This is a genomic window from Actinotignum urinale DSM 15805, assembly GCF_000420445.1.
Taxonomy (GTDB): domain Bacteria; phylum Actinomycetota; class Actinomycetes; order Actinomycetales; family Actinomycetaceae; genus Actinotignum; species Actinotignum urinale.
This window is the reverse complement of sequence record NZ_ATUY01000001.1, coordinates 185,156-205,528: the sequence shown is the minus strand read 5'-3', so window position 1 is coordinate 205,528 and position 20,373 is coordinate 185,156. Positions and strand designations below refer to the sequence as shown.

General features: G+C 51.1%; 17 protein-coding genes. 15 read left to right on the top strand and 2 right to left on the bottom strand.

The window, feature by feature from the left end; genetic code table 11:
* Positions 1 to 46: 46 nt before the first annotated feature.
* Entirely contained in the window at positions 47 to 1,366 is a 1,320-nt protein-coding gene (locus G445_RS0100920) for a M16 family metallopeptidase (RefSeq protein WP_022865700.1), read from the top strand.
* A gap of 48 nt (positions 1,367 to 1,414) precedes the next feature.
* Here G445_RS0100920 and G445_RS08960 read toward each other — a convergent pair whose 3' ends face one another.
* Positions 1,415 to 3,370: an ABC-ATPase domain-containing protein gene (locus G445_RS08960; protein ID WP_022865699.1), complete on the bottom strand. Its 1,956-nt coding sequence runs from the start codon at positions 3,368 to 3,370 to the stop codon at positions 1,415 to 1,417.
* Positions 3,371 to 3,522: 152 nt separating this feature from the next.
* On the opposite strand from G445_RS08960, the gene dapB reads away from it, so the two are divergent.
* The 12 genes from dapB (at position 3,523) to miaA (ending at position 15,742) form a co-directional block, all read left to right on the top strand.
* Positions 3,523 to 4,263, top strand: a complete 741-nt coding sequence (gene dapB / locus G445_RS0100910) for a 4-hydroxy-tetrahydrodipicolinate reductase (protein WP_022865698.1) — start codon at positions 3,523 to 3,525, stop codon at positions 4,261 to 4,263.
* Positions 4,264 to 4,482: 219 nt separating this feature from the next.
* The gene (dapA, locus tag G445_RS0100905; protein ID WP_022865697.1) at positions 4,483 to 5,394 is read left to right on the top strand and encodes a 4-hydroxy-tetrahydrodipicolinate synthase; all 912 of its coding nucleotides are present in this window, start codon (positions 4,483 to 4,485) and stop codon (positions 5,392 to 5,394) included.
* Between the two features lie 259 nt (positions 5,395 to 5,653).
* Positions 5,654 to 7,327 (top strand): ribonuclease J, encoded by a 1,674-nt coding sequence (locus G445_RS0100900; protein WP_245855176.1) that lies wholly within the window; start codon positions 5,654 to 5,656, stop codon positions 7,325 to 7,327.
* Positions 7,328 to 7,416: 89 nt separating this feature from the next.
* Positions 7,417 to 10,335 (top strand): DNA translocase FtsK, encoded by a 2,919-nt coding sequence (locus G445_RS0100895; protein ID WP_022865695.1) that lies wholly within the window; start codon positions 7,417 to 7,419, stop codon positions 10,333 to 10,335.
* A gap of 12 nt (positions 10,336 to 10,347) precedes the next feature.
* Positions 10,348 to 11,136 (top strand): CDP-diacylglycerol--glycerol-3-phosphate 3-phosphatidyltransferase, encoded by a 789-nt coding sequence (gene pgsA, locus G445_RS08955; protein ID WP_022865694.1) that lies wholly within the window; start codon positions 10,348 to 10,350, stop codon positions 11,134 to 11,136.
* A 13-nt stretch (positions 11,137 to 11,149) separates the two neighbouring features.
* Positions 11,150 to 11,629, top strand: a complete 480-nt coding sequence (locus G445_RS0100885; RefSeq protein ID WP_022865693.1) for a CinA family protein — start codon at positions 11,150 to 11,152, stop codon at positions 11,627 to 11,629.
* A 338-nt stretch (positions 11,630 to 11,967) separates the two neighbouring features.
* Entirely contained in the window at positions 11,968 to 12,348 is a 381-nt protein-coding gene (locus tag G445_RS08950) for a helix-turn-helix domain-containing protein (protein ID WP_022865692.1), read from the top strand.
* Entirely contained in the window at positions 12,230 to 12,577 is a 348-nt protein-coding gene (locus G445_RS11845; protein ID WP_306718250.1) for a DUF3046 domain-containing protein, read from the top strand. Before G445_RS08950 ends, G445_RS11845 begins: the two co-directional genes overlap by 119 nt.
* Before the next feature lie 264 nt (positions 12,578 to 12,841).
* Complete coding sequence (gene recA, locus G445_RS08945) at positions 12,842 to 14,005, top strand: recombinase RecA (protein WP_022865691.1); 1,164 nt, start codon at positions 12,842 to 12,844, stop codon at positions 14,003 to 14,005.
* Positions 14,002 to 14,649, top strand: coding sequence for a regulatory protein RecX (locus tag G445_RS08940; RefSeq protein ID WP_022865690.1), 648 nt, complete (start codon positions 14,002 to 14,004; stop codon positions 14,647 to 14,649). The genes recA and G445_RS08940 overlap by 4 nt, the downstream gene beginning before the upstream one ends.
* A complete protein-coding gene (locus G445_RS11840; RefSeq protein WP_022865689.1) occupies positions 14,643 to 14,774 on the top strand; it encodes a hypothetical protein in 132 nt (43 codons plus the stop codon). The genes G445_RS08940 and G445_RS11840 overlap by 7 nt, the downstream gene beginning before the upstream one ends.
* Positions 14,774 to 15,742: a tRNA (adenosine(37)-N6)-dimethylallyltransferase MiaA gene (gene miaA, locus G445_RS08935; RefSeq protein WP_022865688.1), complete on the top strand. Its 969-nt coding sequence runs from the start codon at positions 14,774 to 14,776 to the stop codon at positions 15,740 to 15,742. The genes G445_RS11840 and miaA overlap by 1 nt, the downstream gene beginning before the upstream one ends.
* A gap of 122 nt (positions 15,743 to 15,864) precedes the next feature.
* Here miaA and G445_RS08930 read toward each other — a convergent pair whose 3' ends face one another.
* On the bottom strand, positions 15,865 to 16,515 hold the full coding sequence (locus G445_RS08930) for a class I SAM-dependent methyltransferase (protein ID WP_051126968.1): 651 nt from the start codon (positions 16,513 to 16,515) through the stop codon (positions 15,865 to 15,867).
* Between the two features lie 202 nt (positions 16,516 to 16,717).
* Here G445_RS08930 and hflX point away from each other — a divergent pair, with 202 nt between their 5' ends.
* Both hflX and G445_RS08920 read left to right on the top strand, forming a co-directional pair.
* Positions 16,718 to 18,217 carry a GTPase HflX gene (gene hflX, locus G445_RS08925; RefSeq protein WP_084676334.1) on the top strand — a complete coding sequence of 500 codons (1,500 nt, stop codon included), beginning with the start codon at positions 16,718 to 16,720 and terminating at the stop codon, positions 18,215 to 18,217.
* 65 nt (positions 18,218 to 18,282) lie between these two features.
* The gene (locus G445_RS08920) at positions 18,283 to 20,346 is read left to right on the top strand and encodes an ATP-dependent DNA helicase (protein ID WP_022865685.1); all 2,064 of its coding nucleotides are present in this window, start codon (positions 18,283 to 18,285) and stop codon (positions 20,344 to 20,346) included.
* The last annotated feature ends 27 nt before the right edge of the window (positions 20,347 to 20,373 follow it).

Sequence of the window (20,373 nt, the reverse complement as noted above, 5' to 3'; positions counted from 1 at the left end):
GTGTCACAAACGGGAGAAAGTCTCCGATTTTGTATAAAGTAGGGGAGTGACTTTTTATAACGAAATCGATTTGCCGTTGGTTGCGGGCCACAATATCCGCATTGACGATAACGGATCCATTTTTGAACGAAGCGTGATAGACGGCGGGGTGCGAGTCTTAAGCCAACACCTGCCACACATGCGAAGCACCTACGTTTCTTTCTGGGTAGGCGCCGGTTCGCGTGACGAACACACGGGAACTGAAGGATCCACGCATTTCCTCGAACATCTTCTTTTTAAAGGGACTGAGCGGCGCACCTCCCTCGATATTTCCCAAGAAACAGACCACCTTGGCGGAGAATTCAACGCGGCAACCTCCAAACAATACACCTGCTACTATGGGCACACCTTCGAAGATGAGCTACCGCAAGCCATTGATCTGCTTGCCGATATGGTGACAAGCGCCAGTTTACATACCGAAGATTTCGCGATGGAACGAGGCGTTATTCTTGAAGAGCTTGCCATGTATGCCGATGACGCTTCGCAGGTTGCAATGGAAGCCCTGCCACAACTTGTGTATGGGGATCATCCCTTGGCGCGCCCCGTGGGCGGAACCCGCGAGACGGTAAATGCCCTTGAACATGCGTCACTTCTTAACCATTACCGCGCCGTCTACCATCCGGAAGAACTTGTCGTTACGGCAGTTGGTGCGGTGAACCATGAACAGTTGTGTGAGCTTGTTGCGAAGGAACTCAGGCGTGGCGGCTGGGAATTGAATGCGAATAAAGCGCCCAGAACACGCAGAATTGCAACAGATTTTATTTACACTCAGGGCGATAATATCGCTATTAAAAAAGAGGTGGAGCAGGCAAGCGTCATGGTGGGGATTCCAGGCGTTAGCCTGTATGACACAGGGCGCCCGGCAATGTTCGCCCTGTCTACCATCCTTGGTTCTGGGCAATCCTCGCGTCTTTTCCAAGAAATCCGTGAAAAACGCGGGCTTGCATATTCTGCGTACGCCTTCCCCAGCATTTTCCGCGAGGGCGGAATGTTGGGAATGGCGGCGGGGTGTTCGCCCGACAACGCACAGACGGTACGCGATCTCATGATTGATGAGCTTCGCAAACTTGCTCGCGACGGCGTAAGCGACACAGAGGTCGAATCCGCATTCCGACGCATCCGCGCAGACATTGTTTTCGACGGAGAACGCATCGGAAGTATGATGAACCGTTTGGGAACATCAGAAATTATTCGCGGAACCCTCATTTCTTTCGACGAACACGTCCGCCAGGCACGCGAGGTGAGCGCCGAAGATATTGTGGAGCTCGCTCGCGACATGGTTGAACGCCCCGTCTCCAGCGTTATTGTTGGCCCCGCACGTGGCTAGGTATACGGTTTCAACACTCTCAGGGCGCCTCACCACTTCCGTTGTGAGCTAACTATCGTTCTCCGGCTCCTCATCATAATCGCGATAGTCCGCCGAATCCGTGGTGGATGCGGTATCGGGTGAAAACGCGGTAGGTGCGGAGCCCTGGGTCTGTGAGCTTGTCCCTTCAAATTCGGGATGAACAATATCGCGCGGAGTGTGTTCAACTTTTAAGGTGCGGTAACGGTTAAGGGCTGCCGCGATGTCAATAAGGCGAGGCCGGACAAGGAAATGCGGTTTTTGTCCCGCACCCAACGCATCCAAACCATGCCGATTCATTGTTTCACCAAGAGCGCTTAAACCTTCACGAATACTTGTTTCTCCACGGAAACACGTTGCACGCACGGGATCTGTTAGCGAACGCAGAGCCCACGCAATTGCCTCCGTTTGCCCCGAATCAACGATTTGTTCCACATCACTAACGTCAATAGTGTGACGATCTAAGAAAATTTCGTCCACGCCACGTGCGCGTGTTTTCGCTTTTCCGCCATGACGTTTTAAGGGAAGCGGATAGCGTTCCTGCGGAGCAGTGTACCCACTAATATCGCCACGATTGCGAGGCATTTTCTGGGCAACCTCATGCGCCTGCTGCGTAACGTCAACACAACGGTAGTGATCCATCATAAGAACGTGATCAGCGCAATCGAGATAATCACCGCTTCCGCCCATAACCATGACCGTGGAAATTCCGGACTCAGCCATAGCTTTAATGCGATCCACATACGGGGTGATGGGTTCTTTATCGCCAGCCACGAGTGCGCGCATGCGCTCGTCGCGAATCATGAGATTTGTTGCGGAAGTGTCCTCATCAATTAGGAGCGTCGTCGTCCCTAATTCGAGAGCCTCCGCAACGGAAGCTGCCTGCGAGGTGGAGCCTGAGGCGTTCTCGGTGCTGAAATTATCCGTGGGTGTTCCTGTAGGAAGTGCGTTAATAAAGAGGGAAACGTCAACGCCTTTAATACTGCGTCCATCGGCTGCACGCACTTTCACAGCATTTGGTTCAAGGGCGACGAGTTCGCGTCCGTCTCCCGGAATATGCCCGTAAACGCTTCGTTCCAAGGCCGAAAGAAGCGTCGATTTCCCGTGGTAACCTCCACCGACAATGAGCGTAATCCCTGGAAGAACTGGCATTCCTGAGACCGTACCCGCATAGGGAAGATCAACGGTTTGCCGGAGATTTTCCGGTGACGTGAACGCAAGCGCGTCGCTGAGCGCTTCGTCGGACACGCCACTTCTGCGCGGAAGTATGGAGCCGTCGGCAATGAAACCAATCCAACCACGCTGCGTAAGTGTTTCTTGAAGGGCAAGATAATCTTCATATGTTTCCACATGTTTGCGCAAATTATCGAGGTGCCCTTCCACGCCACCATCCCCGGTGAAATTCAGGGTCGCTTCAATAATATCGGGGAGGTCTTCATCAACAATTTTTGCCATACGGTGACCCATAATCATGCGTCCGCGTGCCTGGAATTGGAGTTGGAAACGTAGCTCCACATAGTTTTCCATGACGGTTGCGTAGGAGCGTTCCAAAATTTCTTGCCCGGGCCGAGCCATGGAAATATCGTCGGTTTCTTTAGCGTAGGCGCTAAAGGTTCGCGCAAGAAAATCGGCGACGGCTACGCGTTTTTCCGGGCTGTCAAGAAGATCGGCTGGAATCCCGATTTCTTGGGGGTTTGCGCTGACCCTCAGGAGCGAAGGCGGAGCGTAGGGGTCGGATTGAACTTTGTCGATATGAATTTTATACATTTCATAGTCGTAATCACCGATGGTGGATTTATATGTGGGGTAGTTTTTCCCATCAATATCGTGGAAGTGCTCGATGAGGTCCGCATCGCTTCCATTTTTACGAACCCATTCGCGTTTTTCTCGGCCTTTTCTGTTTCCCTTGAAATTATCGCGATTGCCTCGCGTATAACCGCCACGAGATGTGGAGCGACGATTAGTGCCCTCGTATGTAAAATTCATACACCTATTCTAAACGGTTAGTGGTGGTAGGCGAAAAGCTTGCGTTGAAGGTTGTTGTGGTGGGTGGAGCCTTGTGTGGTGGTGCGCGGAACATTTCTTTCAAACTCCGGTCAGGTAAGTGACATACCCGTAGATGAAGATAGTATAAATGTATGAAGAAAGTCGCAGTAGTTGGAGCCGCGGGCCGCATGGGCCGCACGGTATGTGAAGCAGTTAATAGTGCAGATGATATGGAACTCGTTGCTCAGCTCGATGCCGGGGATCCCATCACAGCGCACAACTTAAATGGCGCTGAGGTTGCCGTGGAGTTCACGGTCCCAACCGTTAGCGAAGATAATGTCCATGCCCTGTTGAAAGCCGGCGTGAATGTTGTTGTAGGAACAACCGGGTGGACAGCAGAAAAACACGCCCGCGCCCAAAAAACCGCGAAAGAAACCGGAAAAAACGTTCTTATTGCCTCGAATTTCGGACTTTCCGCAGTATTCACCATGCTTTTTGCTGAAAAAGCAGCCCCCTATTTCGAATCTGTTGAAATTATTGAACTCCACCACCCAGATAAGGTGGACGCACCTTCTGGCACCGCAGCAACAACGGCGGTGGCCGTCGTCGAAGCACGAAAAAATGCTGGTGTTCCCGCAAGCCCTGACGCAACGGAACTTGACCCCAAGGGCGCGCGTGGCGCAAATCTCGACGGCGTTCACGTTCATGCCGTACGCCTGCGTGGCTTGAATGCGCACGAGGAGGTTCTCTTGGGCAATCCGGGCGAGCAGCTCGTGATTCGCCAGGATTCTTTCAACCGTGAAAGCTTTATGCCCGGTGTTCTTTTGGCTGTTCGTCAAATTGAGGATTACCCCGGTTTAACTATTGGGCTCGATAAAATGATGGACATCTAAGGCAACTGCGGTTATAAAACCTAGATACGGCAGGAATGGCAAAATGTTAAGATTGCAAGAATATCAACAACGTTAAGATTGCAAAACTGTCAAGAACGTTAAGAACAAAAACGTACCATATATATAAAGGACGTAAGGACGTTAAATAAACGAAAATACGTAAATAAAATAAATCAACATAAGTCAGTGTAAACAAGGTAAATCGAGGAGTGAATCTCAATGACGAAAAATAATCTTGCTGTTTCACGAACCTTTGGCTCCGTAGGCGTTGCCATGGTCACGCCTTTCCATCCCGATGGATCACTTGATGTAGATTCAGCTGTCAAACTAGCAGTGAAGCTTGTGGGCGACGGTGCAGACACCATTCTGCTATCGGGAACAACTGGCGAATCGCCTACCACGCATCAGCCGGAAAAAAATGAGCTCGTTAAAGAAGTCAAGTCGGCCCTAGGGGACAGGGCGCTTGTGATGGCGGGAGCCGGTTCGAATGACACCGCGCACGCTATCCGTATCGCCCAGGGATCGGCAGAAGCGGGCGCGGACCGCCTGCTCGTTGTGGCGCCCTATTACAATCGTCCGAGCCAGGAAGGTGTTTATCAGCATATTATTGCCGTGGCTGAATCCACCGATTTGCCGGTGATGATTTACGATATTCCCGGCCGAACAGGTGTGAAGCTGGAGCTGGACACCTTGAAGCGCCTCGCCCAGCACCCGCGCATTAAGGCCGTGAAAGACTCCACGGGTGACGTGGCTGCAGGTTTCATTAAAATGGCCGAAACCGGGTTGGAATACTACTCTGGAGACGACGACCTCAACTTCGCCTGGCTCGCACACGGCGCGAGCGGTGTTATTTCTGTTGCGGGACACGTGATTTCTTCACGCCTTCGCGCACTTGTTCAGGAAGTCGATGCGGGAGATTTGCCGGCTGCACGTAAGGAAGCATTCTCGCAGCGCTCCATTATTCGCGCCATTATGGGGACGGGGCAGGGAGCTGTGATGTCGAAAGAAGCACTGAAACTCACGGGAGTTTTGGAATCTGCAACGCTACGCCTACCGCTCGTGGGAGCTTCTGCCTCCCAAATTGCGGCTCTTGCCGACGTTCTTCGCGCAGAAGGCTTAATCCAAGCCTAGGTTTAGGGGTGGATTCACGCTGGACTCCCAGGGTGAATCCACATCTTCTCGGTTAACATGAGCCGGCTTGAATGGTTGTCACATTCCATGTTTTCCATGTTTGGCCACATGCAAGGATTCAAAGTGTACATCCGAGGATTAATTGTGAACTGCTCCCCGTTAGTTGGACTGAAAAAACAGACACCTCACTAACGGGGAGCAGTTCAATTTTTCTTGTTGCGGGGTGTACCAATATCCAAAAAATGAGATAATGGATGGTGTGAATACAGAAATACAAGACCTCCCAGATGCTGGAGAAGCTGTTCGCATTGTGCCACTTGGCGGTTTGGGAGAAGTAGGGCGTAACTGCAACGTCATTGAATATAAGGGAAAAATAGTTGTTGCAGACTGTGGCGTACTTTTCCCCGAAGAAACACAACCGGGCGTGGATCTTATCCTCCCCAACCTTGATTACCTGGAAGATAAACTCGATCGCATTGAAGCAATCGTCCTCACCCACGGGCATGAAGATCACATTGGAGCCGTACCTTATCTGCTCAAAATGCGTGAAGATATTCCCGTCGTCGGATCACAACTCACCGTTGCTTTCGTTGAGGCGAAGCTCAGCGAACACCGCATTAAACCAGTCATACATGTAGTGCGCGAAGGCGACACAATGAACATTGCCGGAATGGATTTCGAATTTATTGCCGTTAATCATTCCATTCCTGATGCGCTCGCCATGTTTATTAAAACCCCCGAGGGAAATATTCTCATTACCGGCGATTTCAAAATGGATCAGTTGCCGCTGGACGGGCGTTTAACAGATTTGCGAGCCTTTGCGGCTGCCGGGGAAGAAGGCGTGGACGTCTTTATGTGCGATTCCACCAACGCCGAAGTTCCCGGTTTTGTCAGTTCGGAAGCAGAAATCCAACCCGTTATTGACCGTGTAATCGGGCAGGCAACCGGACAGATCGTGGTCGCCTCTTTCGCAAGCCACGTCCACCGCATCCAACAGGTTCTCAACGCGGCGGTACGCAACGAGAAAAAGGTCGCTTTCGTTGGGCGATCCATGGTGCGTAATATGATGATTGCCGAAGAACTTGGCTACCTTGATGTTCCGCCGAACACCATCGTCGACATTAAAAATATGGACGGAATTCCCGCCAATAAACGTGTATATATGTCCACCGGATCGCAGGGCGAACCCATGGCAGTTCTTGCCAGAATTGCTAACCGCAACCATCCGCGTATTCACGTGGGAGAAGGGGACACGGTTCTTTTTGCTTCCTCGTTAATTCCCGGCAACGAAAATTCTGTGTTCCGGCTCATTAACGGTTTGATTAAACTCGGAGCACAAGTTGTCCACCAGGGCAACGCAAAAGTTCACGTCTCCGGACATGCTGCTCAAGGCGAACTGCTTTACTGCTACAACATTTTGCGCCCCGCATACGCTATTCCTATCCACGGCGAAGCACGCCACCAGGTTGCCAACGCAGGAATCGCCATAAAAACGGGCGTTCCGCACGACAACGTGATTTTGGCGGAAAACGGGAGCGTGATTGACGTTCTCGACGGTAAAGCTCAGCTTATTGGCCAGGTTCCTTTCCACAATATTTACGTTGATGGTTCTTCTGTTGGCGATATTACAGAAAGTGAATTGAAGGACCGGCAAATTTTGTCGAATGAAGGTTTTATTGCCATTTTTGCCGTCGTCGATAATCGGTCGAAAAACATTATTACGGGGCCACATATTCAAGCCCGCGCAATGGCAGAAGATGATGCTGTTTTCGACGATATTCTTCCCGATGTCACCCAAGCGCTTCAAGATGCCTTGAATAAAGGTTCGGATACCTACGGTATGCAGCAGGCAATGAGGCGGGCGATTGGCAGATGGGCATCGCGTAAGTTGCGTCGTTCCCCAATGATTATTCCCACCGTTGTCGATATTTAAATTAGGAAACCCGTGTAAAACCGGGGTTTTTCAAAGAAATGAGCAACACACCCGAAGAATAAAACTCAAGAAAAAGGTACACTTTTCGCGTGAGAACACCCAATAAACCGAAGAATGAAAAAAAGTCCGCCGGCAGTAACGGTGAGCGTAAGCCCGCCCAAAATAAGGCAGAGAAAAGCAAGAACAACGGCGACGAACGCCAGCCGATGTCCCTGGTTGCAAAAATTATATGGGTAGCGGTTCTGGGGGCTCTCGTTATTTTGACGGCTCTGGGCGAGTGGTTCGGAGAGGCCGGTGTGGTGGGGAATATTCTCCATCATATTGTCGCTGGAACCCTGGGGTATCTCGGCATGATTGTGCCGATTTTCCTCGTGTATTGTTGCGTTCTTGTGTTGAAACAGGACCTGGCGAGACAGCATCTACGTTATATCATTTGCGGTTCTATTATCGCGGTTTCCTTGTGTTCCATTCTTCATATCATTATTCAGCCGATGAGTCCTGCAGAAAAAATGGAGGGCGTGGAAAAGGCCGGCGGTATTATTGGGTGGCTTGTTGGAGGCGGATTCACCAAACTTTTTTCCGTATGGGGAGCCGTGCCGATTCTCATCATTATTGTGATTGTTGCCGTGTTCATTATTGGACAGTGGGATCCGAGCGACGTATTTGACGCCATAAGAGATAAACGCCGGCAAGACAAAGAAGATAAGGCGACTCAGGAAACGCCGGATATTCCGGAAGGCGATAGTGTGGTAGCAAATCGCGGCGCGACGGCATCCCTTCCCTACGATCAACCCCACAATATTGAGGGCGAAGGCGAAGATGCGGGAGATAATTCTCGCCATAAAGGACCCTTTGCGCGATTCAAAAATCGTCGGGCTCAAAAACATAGCCCAGAGGATGGGCAACAAGCCACTGTTCCATATGACGAACAGGGGGCGATGCCCGGAGCAATGCCCTCAGGAAATGTAGACGGCGTTCCAACGGCGGTATACGGAGAGGGTAATGCGAACGACGGGATGCCGGGGGCGTGGCCGGGCGGTTTGCCGGACGTAATGCCGGGCGGTTTGCCGGACGAAGCCCACCACGCCACGCTAGACCAGTCAGCTCAGATGGCCACCAGTTCGCCGTCAGCTACTGGAACACAGCAGCAACCTAACTCCGCCGATTCTTCGTTGAACAACAAAAAAACGGCAGACAGTGGTGATTCCTTCGATGTAGCAGACGCGACGAAACGAACCCAGCAACTCATGATTGACCCGGACGTGAACTACGAACTTCCCTCGCCGGGACTTCTCAAATCCGGGCAACTCCATGCCGAGCGTACCGCGGCGAATGACGCCGTTGTTGCGGCGCTCACCCAGGTATTTCTTGATTTCAACGTTGATGCAAATGTTATGGGCTTTTCGCGCGGGCCGACGGTTACCCAATACGAGGTTGAGCTCGGACCAGGCGTGAAAGTTGAGCGAATTACTCAACTATCCAAAAACATTGCCTATGCTGTGGCGAGCGCAGATGTGCGTATTTTGTCCCCGATTCCGGGTAAATCCGCGATCGGTATTGAAATCCCGAATGCGGATCGCGAAGTCGTTCAGCTTGGCGACGTCCTGCGTAGCCAGGTCGCACTTCAAGATCACCATCCCCTCACCGTTGCCGTGGGGAAGAATGTTCGCGGTAAATTCGTCGTCACAAATCTTGCAAAAATGCCACACTTACTTGTTGCAGGCGCAACAGGTGCCGGTAAATCGAGCTTTATTAACTCCATGATTACCTCGATTCTTATGCGCGCAACACCCGACGAGGTTCGCATGATTCTTGTGGATCCCAAGCGCGTGGAGCTCACGATTTACGCCGGAATTCCGCACCTTATTACGCCCATTATTACGAATCCGAAGAAGGCCGCCGAGGCGCTCGAATGGGTTGTTAAAGAAATGGATGCTCGCTACGACGATATGCAGGCGTACCGTTTCAAAAATATTGTTGATTTTAATAAGGCAATCCGCGCCGGGGAAGTGACGGCGCACGATCCGAACCGGACACTTCGCCCCTATCCCTACCTCCTTGTTGTGGTCGACGAACTTGCGGATATGATGATGGTTGCTCCGCGCGATGTGGAAAGCTCTATTCAGCGTATTACACAGCTTGCGCGCGCAGCAGGGATACATCTTGTGTTGGCGACGCAGCGTCCTTCCGTTGATGTGGTGACGGGGTTGATTAAGGCCAATATTCCTTCGCGTTTGGCATTCATGACGTCCTCGCTTGCGGATTCCCGCACGATTCTGGATCAGGGCGGTGCCGAAAAACTTATCGGGCAGGGCGATGCACTGTTTATGCCCGGTGGCGCCCAACCCATCCGACTCCAGGGCGCCTGGGTTGATGAAGAAGAAATTGAGCGCGTTGTTGAGCACGTGAAGGGACAGTTGCGTCCACATTATCGTCAAGATTTCGACGAGGTTGTGGAAGCAAAGGTTGCGGAAAAGAAGCAGCGTGAAGAAATCGGGGATGATTTGGATATTCTGCTCCAGGCCGCCGATATTGTGATTAGTAGCCAGTTCGGTTCCACATCCATGTTGCAGCGCAAGTTGCGTATCGGTTTCGCCAAGGCAGGGCGCATGATGGATCTTCTGGAACAGTACGACATTGTTGGCCCTTCGGAAGGCTCCAAGGCACGTGACGTACTTGTCCCGCCCGAACTCGTCGAACAAGCAAAAGAAGTGCTCATGGGGAGAAGAGCTTCGATTTACGACGATGAACCGGGAACCCCTGCACGCAACCAGACACAAGACGGCGGTTTCGTCGTCCCTGAACCTGGAAATTCAGGAAACGGCGGGTACGGCGCTACGCAGGCAGGCAATGCTACGGGCGCTGGATATTCAGGCGCTACGTATTCAGACGGCCGCTATTCCGGCGACCCAATTGGAAATGGCCCTACCGCACGCAACTGGTATGACGATGATCAAGACTCCTGCGGAGAATCCGGTGAGGATGCATGGCAACTGACAGGAAGGTAAGCTAGGAGTATTATGAACTCACAGCGAAAAGTACCCGTCGTCAATATTGCTAATGCGCTGACACTGTTGCGTGTTCTCCTCATTCCTGTTTTCGTGGGGGTGTATTGGGTTCCAACAGATATGCGTTCGTTTTGGGCGTGGTTCGTTTTCGCCATCGCCGCATTTACGGATAAGCTCGATGGGTATTTGGCGAGAAGTCGCGGACTGATTACGAATTTCGGGAAAATGGCGGATTCCCTTGCTGATAAGGGGCTGATTGCCGCGGCGCTCATTATGCTGTCCTGGCACGGTTTCCTATGGTGGTGGGTAACGGTTGTGATGCTCGCCCGTGAAGTCTATATCACGGTTGTGCGCATGATGGTCGTGAAGAAAAAAGTGATGGCTGCCGGCATGGGTGGCAAAATTAAAATGTTTGCCCAGTCCATGGGCGCTGCCGGGCTGATTATTCCGTGGGAAGCGGCGTTCCCCCTATGGTTTGCCCAGTTCATGTACTGGGCGAGCTGGAGCGTTATTGGACTGGCGCTAGTGCTCTCCGTGTGGTCCGCAATCGGGTACACAATCGATGCGGTGAAAATTTCACACGGTGAAGATAACGATGAGGATACGGCCGAAGAAGAGAAGGAAGAGGCCGGGGAGGGGAAGGAAGAGGCCGGCAACGGTAAGGAAGAGGCCGGCAACGGTTACGCACCCGCTTCCCATGATCGTTCTGGCCTAGATGCTAAGAACTCTTCGGCACAGGATTCTCAGGATGATTCCGGCCAGGTTTCTGGCGAGTTCTTAGATCGATCCTCTGGAAAATAATGGACACAAAATAATGGATACGACTCGTTTAGCGCACCTTGTGGACAAGATTCACGAGTACTCCTTCACCCTTGCCTGCGCCGAATCCTTGACGGGCGGGCAACTGGCTGGAACTGTGGTGAATATTCCGGGTGTTTCCGAGATTTTTCGCGGTGGCGTTGTCTCCTACGCAACAGATGTAAAAGCAAGTGTTTTGGGGGTTTCCCGTGAACGTTTAGCCCTCACTGGTCCCGTTGACGAGCAAGTTGCGATTCAGATGGCTCGTGGCGCGTGTAGGGTTCTGAATGCAGATATAGGTATTTCGACGACGGGCGTAGCTGGCCCAGGCCCACATGACGGGCATCCGGCTGGCACCGTATGGATTGGGATTGCCGGGGTAGTAGGCGAAAAAGCTGAGCTTTACCATTTTGATGGGGATCGGGTAAGTGTGCGCGCCCAGGCTGTTAATGCAGCACTTGAACTACTCGAAGGGTCTGTGTTGAGACTGCCCTAAACGCCGTCGTATATATTCACTCTTTTTGAGAAGCGACGAGAAAGACGTCTTGTTGTCCCGTAACGTGCGTACAAGGCTAACGCGGGTGGGCTATTTCTGTTTCGTCGTACATTTTTGAAAAAGTGTGATAAAGTATGACGATATTTTTATGCAAGGGGAATGTGGGGAGAGCCTCTGGATTCTCAATTAGGACGTCTAGGAAAAATTCAGCTAAAAGTGGCTTAATATTAATACAAGAATTTTTATTAAGGCGAGTTTTTTAGCCCAGGGAGTACTCTCTGTAAGGGGAATCAGCTCGTCGGGGAATAAAAGTAACAATGAGGTAGTTAAAAGTAACGATGAGTATCGACGTACGAACCGGCGTTAACCGGAAAAATGACTTCGTGAACCGTGCAGAAGTGCGCCAACCCGTTCTTCTGCGTGAAGAAATCGGCGAAGTGCTCCGCGCATTCCGCCAGCGCCCGGGGAGAACTCTACGTGAAGTTTCCTCCGATGCGCGAGTGTCCCTCGGCTATCTTTCTGAAGTGGAACGTGGCCAAAAGGAAGCATCTTCCGAGCTTCTTGCGTCAATATGCAAGGCGTTAAATGTTCCGTTGAGCCATGTTTTGCGACTCGTGGCAGATCGCATTGATGTGGCTGAAGGGCGTATTCCGCCACATATGCGAGTCCCGGAATCTCCCGCAAAACTTGTGTCCCCCAAAGAAAGCGTGGCATTGTAGTTCTGTGAAAGAATCCGAGTTTTGGAATTGTGTTGAACGTGCCTTTCCCGACGGGAGAGGCACGAGTCTTGTGCAAGACCTTGTGTTAAGTGCCCTGGGGGATAGGTCTTGCAAAGAGGCTTTAGATGCGGGTATGGATCCACAAAGGGTGTGGGATTCCATATGCAAAGCCTCCGATTTTCCTGAAAAATACAGATATTTATACAGAATCAATCCACGCGATATGTAGTGGATGAGGAAGTCCTTTCTTGTTGCGAAAAGCACTAGAGGCGAAGATGTTTAGAAGTGTTTTATCGACACGCGCGTTTAAGCTTCCGTCGAACACATGTTCGGTATAAAGTTATGCACAGATTAGTTCGCTTGAAAGGTTTTCCACAGAAAAAAGTTCGAGCGAAAAATAATGCTGGAGGTCGAGCTTATGCTAATCTCAAGCCTCTCGGAGAGGGATGGCTTGTTGTAGACCTGTTCTATTCGCATCATATAAAGGAAAACTATGGCTGTTGCATCTGAAGATCGTCAAAAAGCAGTGGATGCCGCTTTGGCTCAAATTGACCGCCAATTCGGCAAAGGCTCTGTTATGCGCTTGGGGGATCATGTACAACCCCGAGTGAGGGTTATTCCAACCGGTTCTATCGCCCTTGATGTGGCGTTAGGAATTGGAGGATTGCCACGCGGGCGTGTGGTGGAAATTTATGGCCCGGAATCATCCGGTAAAACAACCGTTGCTCTTCACGCAGTAGCCAATGCGCAAAGGAACGGCGGAATTGCGGCCTTTATTGATGCCGAACACGCTTTAGATCCGGAATATGCTCGGAAGCTCGGGGTAGATACGGATTCTTTGATTGTGTCTCAACCCGATACGGGAGAACAGGCGCTTGAGATTGCGGACATGCTTATTCGAAGTGGCGCTCTCGATATTGTTGTTATTGATTCTGTTGCGGCATTGGTGCCGAAAGCCGAAATTGAAGGCGATATGGGGGATTCCCATGTGGGATTGCAGGCACGGCTTATGAGTCAGGCGTTGCGTAAAATCACGGGAGCTCTATCGGCATCTGGAACAACCGCGCTATTCATTAACCAGCTTCGTGAAAAAATCGGTGTATTTTTCGGAAGTCCGGAAACAACAACCGGTGGTAAAGCATTGAAGTTCTACTCCTCCGTCCGTTTGGATGTGCGTCGCATTGAAACTTTGAAGGTGGCAGGTGCCCCGGTAGGGAACCGTACCCGTGTCAAAGTTGTGAAGAACAAAATGGCGCCACCCTTCAAACAGGCAGAATTCGATATTATCTACGGCGAAGGAATTTCTCGTGAGGGTGGGATTCTTGATATGGCAGTCGAGTTAGGGATTGCTAAAAAATCAGGATCCTGGTTCACCTACGAAAGCGATCAGCTCGGGCAAGGCAAGGAAAAGGTTCGCCAATTCCTTAAAGATAACCCTGATCTTGCTGACGAAATAGAAGATAAAATCCTTCAGGCTGTAGGGATTCGTCAAAATCCGCAAGCTGTGCCAGACGAAAATGCCGGAACGGCGAATAAGGATAATGCTCAAGCGAAGAAAGTAAGCGATACGCGGGGAAGTAAGGGAAATGCGGAAGCCTCGCCGTCGTCGGGAAAAGATAAAACATTGAGCATGGTTGGAGCGAAGAAAGCGTCATGATTGAGGGCACATGCCGTGGCAACGTAGCCTACCTGCCAAGTGGGAAACGCAAGCGGCGTGGATACGCTCATCACGGCGGGCATGAAAACGATGAACGTGGTAAACGTGAAATCAGTTCCACGACTCCTCAAGAGCACATCGCACGCGCGAGGGAAATTTGTTTCCGTCAACTAGCAATGATGGAACGCTCGACGCATCAACTTATAGATTCGATGCTACAACGAGATATTCCAGAAGATATTGCTCTCAAGGTTGTAGATTCATTTCAACAAGCCGGATATGTTGACGATCTACGATTCGCAAACGCACTCACACGCACACGCAGAGAAGGTAAAGGTGCATCACGGCGCGCCATTGCTCAAGAACTTCAGCGTAAAGGTGTGGGTAAAGAAGTCATCGAACAGGCTCTCGCCCCCATTACCGCAGAAGATGAACTCCACGTAGCTATCCGCTTTGCAACTACACGCTTGCGAAAAGCCACAGGAAAACCAGAGACGCTGTATCGTCGAACCTATGCGGCATTAGCACGCAGAGGATTCGACGGGGACGTATGTTCCAAGGCTCTACGTATAGCCTGGGCAAGCATCGCGAAAGAACACTCAGATTCTGAGTTCTTCACGAACCGCCGGGAGGAACAGTGGTGAAGAATTTCGCCAGGATAGTGATGGTGTGTGGCTCGTGCCGAAAACGTGGAGGAATTCCGGTGAGCATTACTCGTATTGAATATGATGTCGATATGCAAGGTATCGCTATGGGGGAGGAACACTAGTGATTATTTCTCTCGTCGGCGCTACAGCTAGCGGAAAAACGGAGACCTCGTTGTGGCTTGCGCAACTTTTAGGTGGTGCGGAAAAAGTCGAGATTATTTCCGCAGACGCTATGCAACTCTATCGAGGGATGGATATTGGCACAGCGAAACTCCCGCCAGAAGAACGCCAAGGTATAGTTCACCATCAGATAGATGTGCTGGATATTTCGCAAGAAGCCTCCGTCGCAGCATATCAACGCCAAACGCGCCAAACTATAGAAAACATATGGGAACGGGGTAAAACCCCTCTCATTGTTGGAGGGTCAGGGCTGTATATGTCAGCAGTCCTTGACGAACTTGATTTTCCAGGAACAGATCCTGCACTACGAGATGAGCTTACCCGCCAAGCCGAAACAGATAAAGGATCCCTGCTCGAAGAATTACGCGATAAAGATCCAGAAGCCTACCGAGTGATACACCCGAATAATATGAGGCGCATAATCCGCGCACTTGAAGTTATAAGGCTCACCGGGAAACCTTTTACCCCACGTTTCCCACGGCATACATCCCACTATCCGTTCACCATAGCGTTAGGGATTAAACGCGAACCCGTAAACCTGCAAGAACTCATTGTGCAAAGAGCCCAACACATGATGGATAGCGGGTTACTCGACGAAACTCGCGCACTTATTGAACGAGGGTTACGAACAGCCCCAACAGCATCCACGGCAACAGGATATGCACAAGCAATATCGGTTATCGATGGAGAAATGACGGAACAAGAAGCCGTCCAAAGCATTGCATTAGCAACAATACAGCTTGCAAAAAAACAAAAAACATGGTTCAAAGCAGATCCACGTATCACCTGGTTTGATGCAACCCACGAACCTCTAGAGCATATTGCCACGAATATGTATTCCCATATCCGTGAACGGATGCACGCAATGGACAAAACTGAACGGATGCACAAAATAAACAGGACTGAATAGACAGACAACGCCTGCAAAGCCCTTATCAGGGGCAATTGCGCTTCCTTTTATCGGAAGCCAGATAGGTCGTGCCCGCTGAGCCCTCATGGCTATATAAACCGTAGCCGGACTATTCGTCGTCGTTAATCTTGAAAATCCCCGGAATCTGAGGCGAGCCACGGGTTACCGATATGTGCAACACGTAAAATTCTGAAGCCCTTCGCAGAACCAATCTTCGTACAGTCATAACCCAACTGAGAAATCCATTTAGCCAAAGAATCGGCACCAAGATTCTTCTGGACAACCAAAAAAGCCTCGCCAACAGGGCTCAACTTAGCCAACCAGCTCTCCAACATACTATGGACAGCTTTCTTACCAATACGAATAGGAGGATTAGACCACAACAAACGAACAGAGCCATCAGGGATCGAACGAAGCGCTTCGTCAGCTTCCATAACTTCGCCACGCAACCCCGCCTCACGCAAATTAGTGCGAGTTAACGCAAGAGCCCGCTCATTGACATCAACAGCGATAAGCCGAGCCTGGCTTGCTTCCACACCCAATGCGAGAGAAAGCGGACCCCAACCGCAACCAAGATCAACAACAGTATCGCCAGGTTCAACAAAAGGTTCGGGAACCTTATGGAGGAAAACAGCGGTACCCTTATCTACTCGATTATTGGAAAAGACGCCGTCGTCCACGGCGACGGAAAAGTCTCGACCTCGAATGGTGACGGAAATTGTATGCTGACGGCTAGCAGTCGATGGAGACGCAGAAAAATAATGGTCGCACATATATCCAGAATAAACGATAAAAATAGGCGCGCGGGTGATGTCTATGCCACATAGCTCGCGGTGTGTCCTGAGCGCAAACACGCCGAGGCTGATTGCGCTATAAACAAGCAAACTTCAGTGCAAAAAGTACGGCCACGACACGGCAGTGATGTTTATGCCATAGGCAGGCGCGGGCGTTCTCGGCACGGTAAAATAAGAACAAATCGGCAGAGGAAGAACTATTAGCACACACAATACCAACCAGCACATTCAGCAAGGAAATGCGGATATTGAGTCACGCCATGCAGCAGCCCTGCAAGACAATACCCACTACCGTGGAATTTGGGCAGGACGCCAAATTGACCGCGACGAACGCGCATCACTGCAACGAGTAGAAGGACTCCAACACGGCGTTGAACGCGAAGAAGGAATTGAGCTCGAATATCGAAAAGTTCGCCTTGAGCGTGTCGTTCTCGTCGGAATATACGATACCGATAGGCAAGCTGCTGAAGAATCCCTCAGGGAACTTGCTGCCCTTGCAGACACAGCCGGCTCAACAGTCCTGGACGGGTTAATTCAACGCCGTGATCTTCCCGACAAGAAAACATATTTGGGTAAAGGCAAAGCGCAAGAACTATCCCAACTTGTTCATGCACACGATGCAGACACCGTTATTGTTGACACCGAACTAGCGCCCTCGCAACGAAGAGAACTGGAAAATGTTGTCGGCGTGAAAGTCATTGATAGAACCGCACTGATTCTTGATATATTCGCACGGCACGCAAAATCCAAAGAAGGTAAAGCGCAGGTTGAATTGGCTCAACTCGAATATCTTCTTCCGCGGTTGCGTGGCTGGGGTGAATCCATGTCGCGTCAGGCTGGTGGACAGGTTGCGGGAGGAGCCGGAATCGGTTCGCGAGGTCCAGGTGAAACACAGCTTGAACTTGACCGCAGGCGTATTCGAACACGCATGGCCAAACTGCGTAAAGACATTAAAAAAATGGAACCGGCACGCAAAACCCGCCGAGCCGAACGGTGTCGCACCGGAATTGCCTCCGTCGTTGTTGCGGGATATACAAACGCGGGCAAATCATCACTGCTCAACCGCATTACGGGAGCCGGAGTTCTCGTCGAAAACGCTCTTTTTGCAACACTGGATCCAACAGTTCGCCACAGTATTACCCCTAACGGACGCGAATTTACTATCGCGGACACCGTCGGATTTGTTCGAAATCTGCCCACGCAACTCGTGGAAGCATTCCGCTCCACCCTGGAAGAAGTAGCGGAAGCAGACGTGATACTCCATGTGGTAGACGCCTCCCACGCTGATCCCGTCGGCCAAGTTCGAGCAGTTCATGAAGTTTTTGCCGAAATTGACGGTGCGCTCAATATTCCAGAAATCATTGTGTTATCCAAGGTCGATATTGCGAGTGAAGTTGATATTGCGGCCTTACGTTCACGCTACCCCAACACGGTTCCCGTTTCATCGGTCACGGGCGAAGGGCTCGATGATCTCATGCAGGCAATCGAAGATGCCCTGCCACACCCGGATATTCGTATTAACGTAATCATTCCATACGATAGAGGAAGCCTTGTTTCCCGCATCGTAGAAGAGGGCGAACTTCAAGACGAACTTGAATATACGTCCCAGGGTACGCGAGTTCACGCATACGTGACACCACGAATATACGCGCAAATTGACGAAGCCTGGATTCTTTCATAGCCGTGGTAAAAAATGATGGGCATACTCAGCTGAGTTATGACAATGAGGAATCACCTACACGAGACATGCGCTCAGAAAGTGACGTGGCCACAAGTGTTGCGCGAGAGATGGACGCTAGCCTCGCGCCGAGTGAAGACAGCATAACGACGTCCAATCTTTCCCCAACTCAAGAAAACCAAACGCCCCAGGAAACCTCCCAAAAAATACTGGGGCACGTCGTCGAAAAAATGGGAGGAACTGCGCGAAGTGGGCAACAGGAGATGGTTGAACATGTTGCGCGCGCCTTTGAAGATAATGAGCATCTTCTTGTGCAGGCCGGTACCGGAACAGGAAAATCCCTGGGGTATCTTGTGCCAGCAATGGATTGGGCGATACGTGAGGGCAAACGCGTCGTTGTTTCAACCGCAACTCTTGCTTTACAGCGTCAAATTGTGGCTCAGGATGCGCCGAAAGTCGCAGAGGCGATAGAAAAGGAAACGGGGAAACAACCTGAGGTGGCTCTCCTTAAGGGCTGGAATAACTACGCTTGTTTGCGCAAAGTGATGGGTGGGTATCCCGAAGAGGATGCTTTATTTAGCCGAGTTGAAGCCGAGTTTGGGACATCGAGCCAGCTTGGAGCCGATGTTGTGCGTGCGCGTGAATGGGCGCAAACAACGTCAACTGGGGATCGAGACGATTTGGTGCCCGGCGTTCCCGACCGGGCATGGAGGCAGGTTTCAGTATCTAAACCGGAGTGCATTGGTGCGTCCTGTCCTTTGCAGGAGGTATGTTTTCCCATGTTGGCGCGCAAACATGCAATGGTGTCGGATATTGTGGTGACAAACCATTCGATGTTGGGTGTGCAGAGCACGGGAACGCCTGTGCTACCAGATGTTGATGCTTATGTTGTTGATGAGGCACATGATCTCGTTGATCGGGTTACCTCGCAATTGACCGCAACCCTATCTGCGTCGGATATGCAGGGGCTTGTGCGCTTATTGCGTCGGGAAAAAATTTTGGTTCGTGAACTTGAAAAGTCCATTGAGGGTTTCACGGACATTCTTGAAGCTATGGATGAGGGGAGATTGCAAGGAATTCCTGAGGTCCTTCAAGATGCGTTGATGTTGGTGTTGCGCGAACTTCAGCTTGTGAGTGACGACGTGAAAGATATGCCTAACGGAAATGAGGCAGAGGCGGCGACTAAAGCTGTTGTGAAAAATCGTGTGGATGATGTGGTAGGTGTTGTTCATTCGTTGCTATCGGAGAAGGTGGCGTCTGGGCAGTTAGTGGTGTGGGTTGCTCATTCTTCCGATGCACATCCGGTGCTCTATGTTGCTCCCTTAGATGTTTCCTCAGATATTGCGGATAATGTTTTTGAGGGGAAACCTGCGATTTTGACCTCTGCCACCTTAAGCGTGGGAGGTTCCTTCCAGCATGTGGCGAGCCAGGTTGGTTTTATGTATCCGAATCAGGGCCCGTGGCGTGGCGTTGATGTGGGTTCGCCTTTTACGTACGGTAAGCAGGGGATTTTGTATGTGGCAAACAGTTTGCCGGCGCCGAACACCATGGCTTACACGGATGCCATGTTGGGGGAGTTGCGTGACTTATTGATAGCTTCACGCGGGGGCGGTTTATGCTTGTTTACGTCCAGGCGGGCCGCGGAGCAGGCGGCGGAGTTTATTCGTGAGGAAACAGATCTTCCGGTGTTGTTGCAAGGTGAGGATCAGCTACCGACCTTGGTGAATAAGTTCGCTGATGACCCCACAGCTTCGCTGTTTGGAACATTGTCGCTTTGGCAGGGAATTGATGTTGCGGGAGATACGTGCCGTCTGGTCGTGATTGATAAAATACCGTTCCCGCGCCCAAATGATGCTTTGGTTGAGGCACGTTCGCAAGCTGTTCGCGCCCGCGGAGGTAATCCTTTTATGGAGGTTTCGGCAACCCAGGCTGCGTTGAGGTTGGCTCAGGGGGCGGGACGTCTTATTAGACGACACACGGATCGAGGCGTGGTTGCGATTCTCGATTCGCGGTTAAGGACGAAAAGATACGGCAGTTTTTTAATGGCATCCCTGCCGACAATGTGGCCGACGTGCGACGGTGATGTCGTTAAGCAAGCATTGGCGCGAATCTCGCAACACGTGGGTGAATAACCACCGAGATATGGTGTGGAGCGCGTT

Coding starts and splice junctions, on each gene's coding strand:
- G445_RS0100885 (WP_022865693.1), top strand. CDS start 11,150: ATGGATACGACTCGTTTAGCGCACCTTGTGGACAAGATTCACGAGTAC.
- G445_RS08960 (WP_022865699.1), bottom strand. CDS start 3,370: ATGAATTTTACATACGAGGGCACTAATCGTCGCTCCACATCTCGTGGC.
- G445_RS08950 (WP_022865692.1), top strand. CDS start 11,968: ATGAGTATCGACGTACGAACCGGCGTTAACCGGAAAAATGACTTCGTG.
- recA (WP_022865691.1), top strand. CDS start 12,842: ATGGCTGTTGCATCTGAAGATCGTCAAAAAGCAGTGGATGCCGCTTTG.
- dapB (WP_022865698.1), top strand. CDS start 3,523: ATGAAGAAAGTCGCAGTAGTTGGAGCCGCGGGCCGCATGGGCCGCACG.
- G445_RS08930 (WP_051126968.1), bottom strand. CDS start 16,515: ATGTGCGACCATTATTTTTCTGCGTCTCCATCGACTGCTAGCCGTCAG.
- pgsA (WP_022865694.1), top strand. CDS start 10,348: ATGAACTCACAGCGAAAAGTACCCGTCGTCAATATTGCTAATGCGCTG.
- dapA (WP_022865697.1), top strand. CDS start 4,483: ATGACGAAAAATAATCTTGCTGTTTCACGAACCTTTGGCTCCGTAGGC.
- G445_RS08920 (WP_022865685.1), top strand. CDS start 18,283: ATGCGCTCAGAAAGTGACGTGGCCACAAGTGTTGCGCGAGAGATGGAC.
- G445_RS11845 (WP_306718250.1), top strand. CDS start 12,230: ATGTTTTGCGACTCGTGGCAGATCGCATTGATGTGGCTGAAGGGCGTA.
- G445_RS08940 (WP_022865690.1), top strand. CDS start 14,002: ATGATTGAGGGCACATGCCGTGGCAACGTAGCCTACCTGCCAAGTGGG.